At 70.3% G+C, this 15,324-nt stretch carries 13 protein-coding genes and 1 tRNA gene; 8 read left to right on the top strand and 6 right to left on the bottom strand.

Annotated elements, in window-relative coordinates; genetic code table 11:
• Positions 1–234: 234 nt before the first annotated feature.
• From ACFZCY_RS32715 to ACFZCY_RS32700, 4 genes are all read right to left on the bottom strand, one after another.
• On the bottom strand, positions 235–1,656 hold the full coding sequence (locus tag ACFZCY_RS32715; RefSeq protein WP_391181432.1) for a Cys-Gln thioester bond-forming surface protein: 1,422 nt from the start codon (positions 1,654–1,656) through the stop codon (positions 235–237).
• A gap of 207 nt (positions 1,657–1,863) precedes the next feature.
• Entirely contained in the window at positions 1,864–2,316 is a 453-nt protein-coding gene (locus ACFZCY_RS32710; protein ID WP_391181429.1) for a single-stranded DNA-binding protein, read from the bottom strand.
• A 170-nt stretch (positions 2,317–2,486) separates the two neighbouring features.
• The gene (locus ACFZCY_RS32705; RefSeq protein WP_391181427.1) at positions 2,487–4,568 is read right to left on the bottom strand and encodes a GTPase; all 2,082 of its coding nucleotides are present in this window, start codon (positions 4,566–4,568) and stop codon (positions 2,487–2,489) included.
• On the bottom strand, positions 4,565–6,181 hold the full coding sequence (locus tag ACFZCY_RS32700) for a dynamin family protein (RefSeq protein WP_391181760.1): 1,617 nt from the start codon (positions 6,179–6,181) through the stop codon (positions 4,565–4,567). The genes ACFZCY_RS32705 and ACFZCY_RS32700 overlap by 4 nt, the downstream gene beginning before the upstream one ends.
• 383 nt (positions 6,182–6,564) lie before the next feature.
• Here ACFZCY_RS32700 and ACFZCY_RS32695 point away from each other — a divergent pair.
• The 4 genes from ACFZCY_RS32695 (at position 6,565) to ACFZCY_RS32680 (ending at position 7,906) form a co-directional block, all read left to right on the top strand.
• Positions 6,565–6,637: transfer RNA gene (locus ACFZCY_RS32695), tRNA-Arg, on the top strand.
• Positions 6,638–6,879: 242 nt separating this feature from the next.
• Positions 6,880–7,209, top strand: coding sequence for a hypothetical protein (locus ACFZCY_RS32690; RefSeq protein ID WP_391181425.1), 330 nt, complete (start codon positions 6,880–6,882; stop codon positions 7,207–7,209).
• 29 nt (positions 7,210–7,238) lie between these two features.
• Complete coding sequence (locus ACFZCY_RS32685) at positions 7,239–7,586, top strand: DUF6247 family protein (protein WP_391181422.1); 348 nt, start codon at positions 7,239–7,241, stop codon at positions 7,584–7,586.
• The gene (locus ACFZCY_RS32680; protein ID WP_391181419.1) at positions 7,583–7,906 is read left to right on the top strand and encodes a hypothetical protein; all 324 of its coding nucleotides are present in this window, start codon (positions 7,583–7,585) and stop codon (positions 7,904–7,906) included. Before ACFZCY_RS32685 ends, ACFZCY_RS32680 begins: the two co-directional genes overlap by 4 nt.
• Positions 7,907–8,004: 98 nt before the next feature.
• Here ACFZCY_RS32680 and ACFZCY_RS32675 read toward each other — a convergent pair whose 3' ends face one another.
• Entirely contained in the window at positions 8,005–8,556 is a 552-nt protein-coding gene (locus ACFZCY_RS32675; RefSeq protein ID WP_391181416.1) for a TetR family transcriptional regulator, read from the bottom strand.
• A gap of 100 nt (positions 8,557–8,656) precedes the next feature.
• Here ACFZCY_RS32675 and ACFZCY_RS32670 point away from each other — a divergent pair, with 100 nt between their 5' ends.
• Positions 8,657–9,136: a nuclear transport factor 2 family protein gene (locus ACFZCY_RS32670; protein WP_391181414.1), complete on the top strand. Its 480-nt coding sequence runs from the start codon at positions 8,657–8,659 to the stop codon at positions 9,134–9,136.
• Positions 9,137–9,561: 425 nt separating this feature from the next.
• On the opposite strand, the gene ACFZCY_RS32665 is transcribed toward ACFZCY_RS32670, so the two are convergent.
• Positions 9,562–10,116 carry a MarR family transcriptional regulator gene (locus ACFZCY_RS32665; protein ID WP_391181411.1) on the bottom strand — a complete coding sequence of 185 codons (555 nt, stop codon included), beginning with the start codon at positions 10,114–10,116 and terminating at the stop codon, positions 9,562–9,564.
• A gap of 339 nt (positions 10,117–10,455) precedes the next feature.
• On the opposite strand from ACFZCY_RS32665, the gene ACFZCY_RS32660 reads away from it, so the two are divergent.
• The 3 genes from ACFZCY_RS32660 to ACFZCY_RS32650 are packed head-to-tail and all read left to right on the top strand — an operon-like array spanning position 10,456 to position 15,303.
• Positions 10,456–14,274 carry an amino acid adenylation domain-containing protein gene (locus tag ACFZCY_RS32660; RefSeq protein ID WP_391181409.1) on the top strand — a complete coding sequence of 1,273 codons (3,819 nt, stop codon included), beginning with the start codon at positions 10,456–10,458 and terminating at the stop codon, positions 14,272–14,274.
• Between the two features lie 17 nt (positions 14,275–14,291).
• Positions 14,292–14,516, top strand: coding sequence for a tautomerase family protein (locus tag ACFZCY_RS32655; protein WP_391181406.1), 225 nt, complete (start codon positions 14,292–14,294; stop codon positions 14,514–14,516).
• A gap of 46 nt (positions 14,517–14,562) precedes the next feature.
• Entirely contained in the window at positions 14,563–15,303 is a 741-nt protein-coding gene (locus tag ACFZCY_RS32650) for an arylmalonate decarboxylase (protein WP_391181403.1), read from the top strand.
• The last annotated feature ends 21 nt before the right edge of the window (positions 15,304–15,324 follow it).

The following is a 15,324-nucleotide window of genomic DNA, read 5'->3' as shown; positions in this document are numbered from 1 at the left end:
CCGTCCGGCAATCTGGTAGGTATCGATGTGCGGCCGCGCCGCATGGGTGCATGCGGGCTCCGCCGCGTCCAGGGCAGAGACACCCCACCCCATCTTGCCGTACGGCGGCCCCGAGGCGGAAACCCATAGTTCCGCCGTCCGGGGCGGCCGCCCCGGACGGAAGGGCCGGAACCCTGCTTTCCGGGGTCCGGCCCTCCTCACCGTCCGTCGTCGGCGGTCACCGACGGCGGGCGGTCACTCGCCCGAGGGGGCCTTCTTCTTGCGGACGAAGAGGATCGCGCCGCCGCCGGCCACGACGAGGGCTATGGCGATGCCCGCGATCAGCGGGGTGGAGCTGCTGCTGCCGGTCTCGGCGAGGTCACCGTCGGCGGTGGCGTCGACGGCGGTGGTGTCACCGCTGACGATCTCGCCGCCGCCGGCACCGCCGGCCGACGCCGGGCCCGCCTTGGTGGAGGGGAGGTCACTGTCGCTGCCCGCGGTCTTGCAGTCGAGGACGCCGGAGAAGGTCTTGCTGAATCCGTTCGGGCCCCGGACGCTGAACTTGTAGCTGCGGTCCTCGTTCACCGGAACGCTGACGGTCTTCGACTGACCGGCCCCGACCGTGTATTTCTGGTTCAGCAGCGTGAAGGTGAACGCCTCGTCGCCCTTGTTGTCCGCCGTCACGTCCACAGCGCCCTCGGCGCAGTTCTTCTCGGCGGTGACGGCCGGGACCGCGCCCTTCTCCGCCCAGTGGGCGGTGGCCGAGGCGGAGACGGTGCTCTCGCTGGAACCGGCGAGTATCTGGGTCTGGCTCTTGGTGTCGCTGGAGAACGCGCGGCCGACCGGAACCTTCGTGGCGGCCTGGGCGGTCAGCGAGGCGGAGCCGTCGGCCGCGTCGGCCGGCACGTCGACGTAGACCTCGCCGCCGTTGGCGGCGCTGGTGATCGTCTTGCCGCTCTTGTCGACGAGCCTGACGCCGGAACCGGCGGCCTCGGTGCCCGGGGTGAGGGTGACGCTTTCGGCGTTGGTGCGGACCTTGACCGGGCCCAGCCGCTCACCGGCCTTACCGGAGACGGCCGGCGGGTCGAGGCTCAGCGAGGCCTTGGGCTCGGCCAGGTTCCGCGCGCTCTTCTCCAGGTAGTCGGCGAGCTTCTCGGCCGCCGGGTCGACCGCGTCGACCTTCGCCCGGTCGGAGAAGCGCCAGATGGCGACCTGCGTACCGGCGGCCGCGGTCTTCTCGGTGAGGGCGCCGGAGCCCGCCTTCGAGGCGAGTTCGGCGAGGTCGTTCACCTGGGGGTAGGAGTTCTGCAGAATCCAGTTGATTTTGCCCGCTTCACGGTTGTTAGCCAGCGAGGTCTGACTCCAGGACTTCTCTTCGTACTTCGCCTTGCTCTGCGTCGGGTTGTGCAGATCGATGCAGTACGTCTGAATACTGCCGCCGTTGTCGACCGCCATCTCGAAAAGACCGGCGCCGACTTCCTGGTCACCCTTGTCGTGAATGACCGCCTTGTCGAAGGTCTTGAGGCCGCTCAGCGTGGCGGTGGCTCCACCGTTTCCCGGAGGCACATCGTCCGCGGTGGCGGGACCGGCACCGGCCATCGCACCCACGGCGACCAGCCCTGACGCCAAAACGGCGGCCGCAAGGCGGGCGGCGCCCCGCCTCTTCACAGAAAGCATGGTTTCCCCTCCGGGCGAGCGCCAGTCAGTTGGTGCGCCTCGCCAGCGAACTCAAAACTCAGTAACCCCCGTTGGGCACTCAGGGATCCTAGGGAGCGAAAAGCCGCACGCTCCCCCATTGGACCTGACCCCAACCGATCCGAATCGGAATTGTTATCTCCCCCACAGACCCCACATGAGCTGGGATTATCGATAAATCGCCCCTGGTCACGGCGATGTTGTCCCGGTCGGTGCGTTCACAAGGGGTTTGGCCTGGGAGACGCGCCGGAAGGCGGAGGTGCCGCGCGTGAGATCGTGCCCGACCGCCACCGCGTCGATCTCCGCGGTGATCCACCGCTTGGGGCCGCTCTCCCCCTCCACCGCGCCCGACCGCGCCTTCTCCCGCTCCTGGTCCTTCTCCCGCTCACGCACCCGCAAGGTGCCGTGGACCAGCAGCGGTTCCCCGAGCGACACCGAGGCGGCCACATTCGCCGCGAGGGTCCGCCAGGCCCAGACCGTATAGAAGCTCGTATACGCGTCCACCCACCCCTCGGTCTTCCGGTCCCAGCGGCGCACCGTCGCCGCCAGCCGGAACCGGGCCACCGCGACCCCGGCCGCCGTCTCCCAGAAATCCGGCCGCGTCGCGGCGTTCCCCACCACCGTCGTCCAGGTCTCGTTCATGCCCCGCTCCCCCCGGTCTCCCGCTCTCCCCCGGCGGCCCACCGGACCGCTGACCCCCATGCTGCCCGCGATCCGCGCCCCTCGCCGGGCCCTGTGCACAACCCCCAGGCTGTGGACAACCCGCTCCCTCGTTCCGGTGAACGGCGGCCGGACGGCGGGGCCGCCTCACCTCATCCCTCCCCCGCCGCGATCACGTACTGCGCCCGCACCTCCCGGTACCGCGCCAGCTCCGCCCCCACCGGCCCCAGCACCCGCGCCCGTCCGCAGCCCACCGCCGCGTCCCTCAGCCGCGCCTCCGCCGCCCGGCCGTACCGCCGCGCGGGTCCCCGCGCCGCCAGCCCGCAGGCCCACGCCAGCCCCGTCCCGGCCAGGGCGCCGCCCGCCACCAGTGCCGCGGGCGCCCACCACTCCGGCCCGCCGAACAGCCCCGCCACGGCCCCCACCAGCCAGACCACCCCCACCACCTGGAGCACCAGCAGCACCACCTGCGTCGCCGCCACCACCGACCACCACGCGGGCCGCATCAGGCACTGTCCGCGCCGCGCGGCCGCCACCGCCTCGTCCACCGCCTCCGGCAGCCCCCGGCCGCCCCACCCCGCCGCCTCCCGCACCGCCTGGGCCCATGGCCCGGGCAGCCCGGACGTGGCCTCGTCGGCGAGCGTGCGCACGGCCTCCTCGACCGCGGGCCGGGCCGTGACCGCCTCCATCGCCGCCGCCTTCGCCCGCGCTCCCGGGACCTCCCGCTCGTCCTCCGCCCGCCGGCGGCCACCCCGCCGCGCCCCCGACCGCCCGGCCCCCGACGAGGACGCCGAGCCCGCCGCACTCTCCGGGTCCGCCGAACCCCGCGTCCCCTCCGCCCGCCCACCGGCCGGCCTCCGGCCCCGTACCAGCCGCCCCCACGGCGTCCCGCACGTCCACCGCGCGTCCCGCAGCCAGGCCCGCTCCGCGGCCTGCCCGGCCGCCGCCGCGCCCGCCGCCTCCGCCAGCCGGTCCTCGAACTCCGCCCGCGCCCGGGCGGTGAACCCGGCCGGTGCCCCGTCCGCCACGTACTGCGGCCGCAGCCGCGCCGTCGTGCCGTCCACGTCCGCCGCCAGCCGTCGCTCCGCCGCGCCGCATTCGGCCGCGAGCCCGCCCAGCATCTCCCGCAGCTCCCCGACACCCTCCCCGGTGAGCGCGGACAGGGCGAGCACCGCCGCGCCCGGCTCCCCGTGCTCGCCGAGCGCCAGCCCGTCCTCGTCCAGCAGCCGCCGCAGATCGTCCAGCACCTGGTCGGCGGCGTCGCCCGGCAGCCGGTCCACCTGGTTGAGGACGACGAAGGTCACCTCGGCGTACCCGGCGAGCGGCCGCAGATAGCGCTCGTGCAGCACCGCGTCCGCGTACTTCTCGGGATCCACCACCCACACCACCGCGTCGACGAGCCCCAGCAGCCGGTCCACCCGGTCCCGGTGCCCCGGGGCGGCCGAGTCGTGGTCGGGCAGGTCGAGCAGGACCAGGCCGCGCAGCGCGGGATCGTACGGATAGGCCGGGCGGCGGCGGTCCGCGTGCGGGATGCCGAGCCGGTCCAGCAGCCCGTCGGCGTGATCGGTCCAGGCACACGAAATCGGCGCGGCGGTGGTCGGGCGGCGGATCCCGGCCTCGGAGAGCGGCGCTCCGGCGAGCGCGTTGAAAAGTGTCGACTTACCGCTTCCGGTGGCTCCGGCGAGGGCGACGACGGTGTGCCCGAGCGGATGCCGTCCGCGCGCGGCGGCCTCGTCCAGGACCCGCCCGGCCCCGGCGAGGGTGCGCCCGTCCAGCCGGGTGCGGGACAGCCCGACGAGCTGGCGCAGGGCGTCGAGGCGCGGCCGCAGGCTGCCCGCGGCGAAGCTGCGGGCGCCGGGCCCGAAGGGCCGCTCGAACGACGCGTACGTCTCGTAGGCCTCGTACGTCTTGTAGGTGTCGCCGGAGCCCTGGGATCCGTAGGACTCGTACGACGGCTCGCCGGACCCATACGCCTCACCGGACCCGTACGGCTCGGGCGGCCCCTCCAGCTCCTGCGGCTCGTACCCCTCAGCGGTCCGCGCCGTCTCCGGGCCGGGCGCCTCCCGTGGGGCGCGCGGGGCGCGGCGGGCGGCCCGTCGCCCGGCGCGCCGGGCGATCAGCCCGTCGTCCCAGGTCTGCCGCGCCCGCACCGCGTCCTCGGCGTCCGCGTCGTCCCCGCGCCCGCCCCCATCCCCGCCGTCGAGACCGGCAGCAGTGGCCGTCACCTCGGTCACCTCTCCTTCTGCAGTAGGGACAGCGCGGCGATCAGCTGGACCTGGTGGTCCGGGGTCGCGTCGAGGGCGTCGAGGGGCGCGAGCCGCCGGTCGCGCTCCGTCTCCAGTGCGCGCGTGACACAGCCGTCGAGCAGCCGTCCGCCGCGGTCGCCCAGCCGCAGCGCGCGGTGCGCGCCCAGCGTCTCGGCGAGCTTTTCGCCCGCCTTACGGGCTCGGCGCCCGCCCAGCAGGGAGGCCACCAGCAGGGCGGCGACCTCATCGGACGCATCGGTTCCGCCGTCGTCGGGGACGTGGGCGCGGGTCTCCTCCTCGGCCAGTTCCTCGACGCAGCGGCGCCAGCGCCGTACGGCCACGCCGATCCGTTCCCCGGCCGCGCGCGCGTCGGCCGGGGCGAGCCCGGTCCGCGCGGCGGGGTCCCGTTTCCCCGCCTCGGCGACGCGCTCGTCGGCGGCGGCCGCCGCGCTGCGCAGCAGGGTGGCGAGGGAGTCGGTGAGCGCCGTAAGAAGCTCACCGGGGGTGCTGTCGTGCGGCTGGCCGTGCCAGTGGGTGAGCGCGCTGCCCGCGAGCGCCGCGCCCGCGTCGACCTCCCGCCGCACCCGTTCGGCCGCCTCCGAGTACGCCCCCTCGACCCGCTGGACCAGCCGCACCGCCGCGGCGTGCTGGGCCGCCGCCGCACCGGCCAGCGCGGGCATCCGGGACTGGAGGGAGGCGAGGACACCGGCCGCGGTGCGGGCGGCGGCGACGGTACGCGCCTGCGGGTCCTGGGCGTGCCGGGTGAGCCAGTCGCGCAGCGCGGCGACGGCGGTGGCCGGGAGCAGGCCGCTGCCGCCGCCCGCCGACTCGGGAAGCTCGGGGATGGTGAAGCGGGGGACGTCGCCGAGCCCGGCCTCGTCGAGGAGCGCGGCGTACTGCCGGGAGACCTCGGCGGCGACCTGGTGCGGCACCCGGTCGAGCACGGTGACAAGTGTCACGTCGTACTCCTTCGCGGTCCGCAGCAGATGCCAGGGGACGGCGTCGGCGTACCGGGTGGCCGTGGTGACCAGCACCCAGATGTCGGCGGCGCAGATCAGCTCGGCGGCCAGATCGCGGTTGCGGGCGACGAGCGAGTCGATGTCGGGCGCGTCGAGCAGCGCGATCCCCCGGGCGAGCCCCGGATCGGTCTCGATCCGCAGCGCGGCGGGCCCCTCGCCCTCCCGGGCCCGTTCCTCCTCGTCGTACGGGCCCTCCGCCCGGTCGCCCTGGGCCGGTACCCATACCCTGGTGAGCTGGGGCAGCACCCGCTTCCCGGCGAACCAGGAGTGATCGTCGGGATGGCACACCAGCACCGGTGTACGTGTCGTGGGCCGCAGCACCCCGGCCTCCGTCACCCGCCGTCCGACCAGCGAATTGACCAGAGTGGACTTCCCGGCTCCGGTCGATCCCCCGATCACCGCCAGGAGAGGCGCTTCGGGGGCACGCAACCGGGGCACGAGGTAGTCGTCCAGTTGAGCAAGCAACTCGGCACGGCTGCGGCGAGCGCGGTCGGCACCGGGAAGGGGGAGCGGAAACCGTGCGGCATCAACGCGGTCGCGCAGTGCGGTCAGCGCGTCGAGCAGCCGGGGCCGTACGTCCAAGATCGCCACATGCGAAGAATGCCCGGTTTTGATGTCTTTTTGAAGCGTATGGTCATTCGTGCGCGTCAAAGAGACCCACCCGGATCACCCCAGATCGGACACGAGGTGGACGTGACGGACGGGGCTCAGGCATAACGAGTAGACAACACCCGCCGTTTGAGGCGTGAAAAACGATGCGAGTTTCGTACCTGCCTGCGATTATCGGACCGCTTCACCGAACCTCCACAACGTGCCACGGAGGTGAAGCAACCGGGGCGAGGCGCAGGGAGCCCTATCCTTGTCCCCGGCAAGGTCACGGATCCGCCGCGCCCGGCCACCGGCACCACGGCCGCACCGCGGGCCCGTCGGCACCCGGGGGCTCAGCAGTTCCAGGCCCACCACCGGCCCCCGTAGCTCAGTGGATAGAGCAGGCGCCTTCTAAGCGCTTGGCCGCAGGTTCGAGTCCTGCCGGGGGCGCAAACGGCGCCTCACCTGCGAAAACGCCGGTGAGGCTCTTCATGTGTCCGGAAGCACACCGCTCATGAGTCAAGCGCTTTGACCGCCCACGACCCAAGATCCGCGGAGAGCCCGGACATGTTCCTCCGCCCGAGCAGCGGGGTGGCGCTCACCCAGCCACCGCGCGCGGGACAGCGTTCGCAAGAGTGCATTCTCGAGGGATCGATTGTTGGGGGTGATGCCCGTGTGCCATTGTCGGGCACGTGAGTGCAAAGGACCTGCGCTACGAACGTGATCTGAAGACATCGGCGCTGACGGCCATCGCCCGCCAGCTGCAGGTGGTCCAACGGTTGGAGGACGACATACGCAGCGAGCGGAGAAAGCTCGCCGAACTCGTGTGCGCGGCCACCACCGGGACGCCCGGCAGCCCGATCCCCTACGGCCGCGTCGAACATGTCGCACGCCTTCTCGGCGTCAAACGTGACCGTATCGCCAAGATCCGCACCGTAGTCCGCGGGAGCCGGACCGGAAGGACGCAACAGCCATCCGAACCGGCAACCGTCGTGCCGTCCTCAGTCCACATCGCCACCTGACCGGTGAGCCGAAGGGAATCCCCACGCTCATGACCACCGCATCCTTCGAGGGCGGGACAGCCGTCCCGCCCATGCCCGAGCGGACTCCGAAGTCTCTGCGCGCCGCCATCGCCCAGCACGCGCCGCAACTCCTCGTGGACTTCGACCGGCACTGGCGTCGCGACATCGCCGATGCCTACGACCTCGCTCCCGTCCCCGCCTTCATGGCCCGCTGGTGGGGCGAGTACGCCCTCGCCCGTAATCCCGAACTCGAAGCCAGAGTCCACCGCCTGGAGGACGAGGCCGCCCAGGAGGGCGACTACGCGCGCGCCAAGGCGATGATCGAGGAAGCCGGGCGCATCCGCCGGGCAGCCGCGAAGGCGGAGCCCGGCCAGTGACGGACGGCTTCATGGGGCCGCCCTGGCAAGCCGACTGGACCACGGAAGCCGAGGACAGCAGGAACGCCCTCCCCGACCAGGCCCGTGCCATGGTGGATGCCGCCCGCGCCGAACTCGTGACCGTCGCAGACCCGTACTTCCGGGGCATCGACACCGACAGGGGCCTGCCCCCGGGAATGAGCGTCGAGCCCGTCCAGTCGACCCGGCCGAGCGGTGAGCACGTCCTCTACTTCGATCATGGCCGCGGCTGGCTGCGATACCACTTCACGCCCCGCGCTACCGACCCGCAGATCGTGATCGACGAATGCTTCTGGCAGTGAGTCTCCCGCTCTGGAGCCGTTGATTCGAGCAGGAGACGTTCGGTTGATCGAGTCCTTCAGCGTGTTCAGTGGCGATCGTCAAGCGCGGCAACTCCGGGTCAGCCGGCTGTCTGCGAGAGCCCGGCGAGTACGACGTCGATGGCGCGGTCCAGTGTTTCCGGGCGCGTCTGCATCGTCGCTGATGCCTGCGCAAGCCCCCGGATGAGGAGGTAGACCTCCTCGACGGTGATCGAGGGCCGGATCGCGTCGGCATCCTGCGCCCCCCGCAGGATGTCACTGACGACGGCTTTCAACCGGTCCGATGCGGCGGCTGCGTTGCCCGGAACGTGCTGGCCGCCCGTCAGGGTCGAGGCGAGGGTCAGCTTCGTGGCGCCGGTTTCGATCATCGTTCGCACTAGGGTACGGAAGGCAGTGGCGGGGTCCGTGTCGGTGGCGAGTGCGCCAGCGCGTTGGATGAGTTGGTCGAAATGTCGCAGCAGTGCTGCCTCGATCAGCTTCTCCTTGGTCGGAAAGTGGCGAAAGACTGTGGCGATGCCGACACCGGCTCGCCTGGCCACCTCTTCGGTCGACCCAGCGGCTCCTTGTGTACCGAAGACCGCCTCGGCCTCGGCCAGGATCCGTTCCCGGTTCTCCCGTGCGTCCCGTCGCATGCCCGCATCCTCCCCACTGACGCTCGACACGGACTTTAGCCGGAGCCTGGACTCCGCTACCCTTACCGAAGTCCAGGCTCCGGTTATTTCTGGGGGGAACATGCCAAGTCCGTCCGCACCGGCCGATGTCGTCCGCGCCGTCGCCGCCGGAGTCAGCCTCCTCATCACCGGCAGCCTCACGGAGCAGGAGAGGCAGGCGCACCTCGACCACCTCGCCAGCCTCTACGCCGAGCACACCGACGTCCGGCACCCGCTCGCGCCCACCGGCGACATACCGCTGCGCACGCGTACCGAAATACGGCGCCACTTCGCAGGCATACCAGTCCAGACACACGCAGTCGACCGGTTCGAGCCCGTTGGTCAGGTCCACGAGACCGCCGATCCCGAGGTGGTCGTCTTCGAGTTCAGCTATGCCGGTGCGGTGAACGGCAGCCCCTTCGCGCTGCCGTGCATCTTCGTGACGCGCGTACGCGACGGCGTCATCGTCGAATCGCGCGACTACGCGGATCATGTAGGCATGGCCCGTGCTTTCGGGCGGCTCAACGAATTGGCAACCGCATTGGCAGCCGATTCCCGATGAGATCTGCCATCGGCGCTTCTCGTCTTGACCTGGACCGCCCCACCGGTTCCATCCAATGACGGAACCGCCTCCCGGACGCGCACAGAGGCTCTGGCCAGCCCATCAGCGTCCACCTCAATCCCACCCTAGGCGCCGAAATCGCGTCATTCTTGGGCATGGTGGCGCCACCATCCCCACGGGAACAGACCAAGCGCCTTTACCGGTTTCGGTCCGTCGCGACCACGAAAAGCGCAGTTCAGCACATCGCTCAGGCTCGCACAGCTTCTAAGCGCTTGGCCGCAGGTTCGAGTCCTGCCGGGGGCGCCACTGGCTCACCGCCAGCGGGCCGCATTGCCCAGCCCGGAGCCCCGGGCTTGTGTGAACTCCTCGCGAAATGTGACTCGCCACCCGACGTCCCGGAGCCCACACGGCGCCCGGCCCGCCGCCTAGCCGGCCCTCGGGGGAGCCGTGTCGCCGAGCGAGAGCAGCAGCTTGCGCATCAGGTGCGACAGCTGCTCCTGTTCCGTCCGGTCCAGGGCGCTGAACAGGCGTTCTCCGTTGAGGACATGCCCCTCCACCGCGTTGTCCAGCAGCTCGAACCCCTCCGGGGTGAGTGAAATCACCATGCGGCGCCGGTTGGTGGGGTCGAGTTCGCGGTCGACCAGGCCGCGGTCCACCAGCCGGTCGACCCGATGGGTCAGCGCCGGAGGCTTGATCATCATGGTCGCCGCCAGGGCTTTCGGGGACAGCGCGTACGGCGGGCCGCTGCGGCGCAGGGTGGCGAGGACGTCGAATTCCCAGCGCTCCATGCCCTCCTCGGCCAGGTACTCCACCACACCCCGCTCGACCAGCCGGGTCGCCCGGAAGAGCCGCCCCATCATCCCCATGGACCATGCGTCCAGCTCGGGGCGGCATTCCGCCCACTGCTGAAGGATGCGGTCGAGCGCGTCTTCGCCCTGCTCAGGGGCCTGCTCGGGGGCTTTGTCGCGTTGCTCGTTCACCTCGCCGGCCCCGCCCCTTCGGGGCGAGTTCAACATCGAACTATTTGACATGAACCAAGCCTGCTTTCTACGGTCAGTGGCTGTCAGACAGCTCTGGGTACGCAAACGGGGGTCACTTCCAGGCGCGCCCTTGAGCACACCAACCCTCGTCCATGCCCATCGCCGGCGCCAGGCCCGGGGTGCCTTCCGGCCGAAGGCCCCGGCGGGGCCATGCCTGGGATGACCCACCGAAGACCTGAACAGACCAACTCTCGTCAGCACTGCTTGATCTCATCCGACGCCGTTCGTACCCGAAGCCATCGCCGGAAGCCATCAACAGAGACACGAGGAAGGTTTTTCATGCCTGTCGGAAACCACGCCACCCTGCCTGGGCTCCTTCGAGCACAGGCCACGTCACGACCCGACGACATCGCCGTCGTCTCCGGGGACGCCCACCTCACCTATGCCGGCCTCCTCGACCGAAGCGCCCGCTTAGCTCGTCGGCTCCAGGAGTCCGGCGTGCGGCACGACCACCGCGTGGGGCTCTTCGCCGATCCGTCCCTCGACCTCCTCGTCGGCGCGTGGGGCATCCTCAGCGCCGGCGGCGCGTACGTGCCGCTCTCCCCGGACTACCCCGAGGAGCGGCTGCGCTTCATCATCGACAACGCCCGCGCCCAGGTCATCGTCTGCCAGTCGCATCTGGCCGACCGCCTGCGCCAACTCGCCCCGGCCGACACCCGTGTGCTCACGGTGGACGACGCCCCGGCCGAGCAGTCGACCGGGCCCCCGCCGGACGCCCCGGAGGAGCCGGAGCCGGGCGGGCTCGCCTACGTCATCTACACCTCCGGGTCCACCGGCAAGCCCAAGGGGGTGATGGTCGAACACCGCAGCATCGTCGCCCAGCTCGGCTGGCTCCGGGAGTCCGGTCATCTGGGCACCGGCACCGTCATCCTCCAGAAGACCCCGATGAGTTTCGACGCCGCCCAGTGGGAGATCCTCGGCTCGGCGTGCGGCGCCCGCGTGGTGATGGGCGCCCCGGGCGTCTACCGCGACCCGGAGGGGCTGATCGAGACGATCGACCGCCACCGGGTGACCACGCTCCAGTGCGTCCCGACGCTGCTGCAGGCCCTGGTGGACACCGAGCGGCTGGGCGAGAGCACCAGCCTGAGCCGGGTGTTCAGCGGTGGTGAGGCGCTCACCAGAGCGCTGGCCGCCGAGTTCTTCGCGACGCTGCCGACCGCGCGGCTGGTGAACCTGTACGGGCCCACCGAGTGCACCATCAACTCATCGTCGTACGAGGTCGACCCGGCCACCGTGGACGACGAACCGAAGGTCATCCCCATCGGCACCCCGGTCGCCCACACCCGCTACCACGTGCTGGACGAGAACCACCGGCCCGTGCCGTACGGCGAGACCGGTGAGCTGTACGTCTCGGGTGTCCAGCTGGCCCGCGGCTATCTGCACCGGCCCGAGCTGACCGAGGAGCGCTTCCCGCACCTCGCACCGGACCCCGGGCAGGACCCGGTGCGGCTGTACCGGACCGGCGACCTGGTGTCCCAGGACCCCAACGGCACCGTCCACTTCCTCGGCCGGACCGACAGCCAGGTCAAACTGCGCGGCTACCGCGTCGAGCTGGACGAGATCGCCCGCACCATCGAGAACCACGACTGGGTCAAGCGGGCCGCCGTCCTGGTCAAGGACGACGCGCGCACCGGCTCCCAGAACCTCGTCGCCGCCGTGGAGCTGAACCCCAAGGAAGCCGCCCTGATGGACCAGGGCAGCCACGGCTCCCACCACCAGTCCAAGTCCAACAAGCTGCAGGTCAAGGCCCAGCTCTCCAACCCCGGGCTGCGTACGTCCGAACAGCTCGCCGGGCGCACCCGGGTGGACCTGCCCGGCCGCGAGGCGAGCCCGGAGCTGCGCCGGGAGGCGTTCGCCCGCAAGACCTACCGCTTCTACGAGGGCGGGGACACCAGCCGCGCCCGCGTCCTCAAGCTGCTCGACCATCGCGTCGACCCCCTCTCCTCCCGGCCGCTCGGCGATCTGTCCCTGGAGGGGCTGGGCACGATCCTGCGCTCCTTCGGGCAGTTCCACAGCGAGGAGCGGCTGCTGCCGAAGTACGCGTACGCCTCGCCCGGCGCGCTGTACGCGACCCAGATGTATCTGGAGATCGCGGGCATCGGCGAGCTGCCGGCCGGTGTCTACTACTACAACCCGCGGGACCATCAGCTCGCCCGGATCCGCACCGCCGAGGGGAGCGGATCCCCGCGGCTGAAGGTGCACTTCGTCGGCAAACGGCAGGCCATCGAGCCCGTCTACAAGAACAACATCCTCGAAGTCCTGGAGTTCGAGACGGGCCATATGGTCGGCCTGTTCGAGCAGGTGCTGCCCGCCCACGGCCTGGCCATCCATCCGGACGGGTTCCGGCCGGAGCTGATGCCACTGTTCGACGTGGCGGAGGACGACCACTACCTGGGCACCTTCGACATCCGGCAGAGCGACGGCCGCCAGCCGGAGGACCCCACCGAGATCTACCTCCAGGTCCACCCCGGGGAGGTCACCGATCTGCCGGGCGGTCTGTACCGCTACCAGGACGGCGATCTGGAGCGGATCTCCGACGAGCTGGTGGAGAAGAAGCATGTGATCGCCATCAACCAGGCGGTCTATGAGCGCTCCGGCTTCGGCATCAGCGCCGTCAGCCGGGCGGCCGAACCGTGGCTGGAGTACATCGCGCTCGGCAAGAAGCTCCACCACCTCCAGGCCAATCAGCTGGGGCTGGGCCTGATGTCCTCCGGCTACAGCTCCAAGACCGGCAACCCCCTGCCCGCCGCACGGCGGCTGGACGCCATCCTGACCGAGTGCTCGATCCCGACCGGCGCCTCCTACTTCTTCGTCGGCGGCCGGATCTCGGCCGAGCAGGAGGCGAGCGAGGGCATGGGCGAGGACATCGTCCATATGAAGGGCCCGACCGAGGTGATCCGGGACGACCTGGCCGCCTCTCTGCCGGACTACATGCTGCCCAACAAGGTCGCCGTCCTGGACGCACTGCCGCAGACGGCCAACGGCAAGATCGACGTCAAGACGCTGGCCACCTTCGAAGAGCTGTCACAGGGGCTGGAGAGCCGCCCCTTCGTGGCGCCGAGGACCGACACCGAACAGGCCCTCGCCGAGCTGTGGGGGGCGGCGCTGAAATACGAACCGGTCTCCATCGAGGACAACTTCTTCGAAGCCGGGGGCAATTCGCTCATCGCCGTGACCCTCGTCAACCGCCTCAACAAGCGGTTCGGGAACCGGCTGCCGGTTCAGGTGCTCTTCGAGGCGCCCACGGTCGGCCGGCTCGCCCGCCATCTCGACGGCACCGCCACCGGGGAGATATCCCGGTTCCTGCGGCTGCACTCCGAGGGCGCCAAGTCGCCGGTCTTCTGCTGGCCGGGCCTCGGCGGCTATCCCATGAACCTCCAGCAGCTCGCCACGGGCGCGAACCTCGACCGGCCGTTCTACGGCGTCCAGGCGCACGGCATCAATGACGGCGAAACGCCGTACCCGACGATCCGGGACATGGCCGCGGCGGATGTGGCCGAGATCCGGAGAATACAGCCGGAAGGCCCGTACACCCTGTGGGGTTATTCCTTCGGCGCCCGGGTCGCCTTCGAAACCGCATGGCAGCTGGAGGACGCGGGGGAACAGGTGGAGAACCTGTTCCTGATCTGCCCCGGAAATCCCGAGGTCCGGGAGACGGAAGGGAAACAGTACGGACGTGAGGCGACGTACCGCAATCCGGCGTACCTCACGATCCTCTACTCCGTGTTCACCGGCAGCATAAGCGGGCCGGACCGCGATCGCTGCCTTGAGACGGTCCGGAACGAGGACGAGTTCGTGGCGTTCATCCATGAACTCCTCCCGCAATTGGACGGAGCACTCATCCGCCGGATCACCCGGATCGTGGAGGCGACGTACGAATTCGAGTACAGCTTCCGCGAATTGTCCGAGCGCACACTGAACACCCCCGTGACCATCTTCAAGGCCACGGGCGACGACTATTCGTTCATCGAGGGCAGTTCGGGCTACTCCGCGACGCCTCCGACCATGGTGAAGCTGGCCGGAGACCACTACAGCGTGCTGAAGGAGAAGGGGGTCGGCGAACTCATCTCGGCGATCCACACCCGCCTCGACAGCTGAGATCCAGGGAGGAAGACATGCCCCACATCACCATCAAGCACTTTCCCCGGGACGTCGGCCAACGGCAGCGGAAGCAGCTCACCGAGGACCTCACCGCGCTGGTGACGCGGCACTTCGGGGTCCCCGAGGGCGCCGTCTCGATCGCACTGGAGCAGGTGGACCAGTCGTCCTGGAACGACGCCGTGATCGTTCCGGAAATCATAGGGCGGGGGCACCTTCTCATCAAGGCCCCGAACACCTGAGAAACGTTCCCAAGTCCCCATCTTCCCAAGGCACAAGGAGCGCGATATGACCGACTGCCTCGGACCTCGTCTCAAAGTCGGCGTGGTCCTCCCGGCCACCAACACCTCCGTCCAGCCGGAAATGGAAGCCATGCGCCCCGAAGGGGTGACCAACCACACCGGGCGCATGCAGACCGAGGACACCTCGCTCACCGGCGGAATCGACGATCTGGTCAGCAGTTACCGGGAGGCCACCCATCGGGCGATCGGCAGTCTCCTGCCGTGCAAACCCGACTGCTTCGTGGTCGCTTTCTCCCCCGAGATCTACTGGGACGGGCCCGGCTCCCAGGACGAGGTGGTGGCTTCGATGAAGTCCGCGAGCGGGGGACTTCCAGTCACCATGAGCCCGGACGCCTTCACCACGGCGCTGTCCCATTACGGTGCCCGGCGGCTCGGCGTCATCACCCCGTACGTTCCGGCCGGTGACGACTCGGTGAGCCGGTTCTTCACCGAATCCGGATATGACGTGGTGTCGATGACGGGGCTGGGATGCAGCAGCCCGGAGCGGATCGCCCATGTGCCCGAGCCGGAACTGCGCGAAGCCGTAAAGGCCGTCGACACCCCGGACGTGGAGGCGATCGTGCAGGTGGGCACCAATATGGCCATGATGCGCGTCGCGGCCGGTGCCGAGGAATGGCTCGGCAAGCCGGTCATCTCCAACAACACGGTGCTCTATTGGCGGGCGCTGCGGCAGAACGGCATCGCCGACCGCATCAGGGGATTCGGCTCCCTGGCCGCCTCGTACTAGAAACAGCCGGTCCGGAACACA

Origin of the sequence: Streptomyces sp. NPDC007983 (assembly GCF_042958345.1) — a bacterium.
In the GTDB taxonomy this organism is placed as follows: Bacteria; Actinomycetota; Actinomycetes; order Streptomycetales; family Streptomycetaceae; genus Streptomyces.
This window is presented reverse-complemented; position numbering and strand designations above follow the sequence as displayed.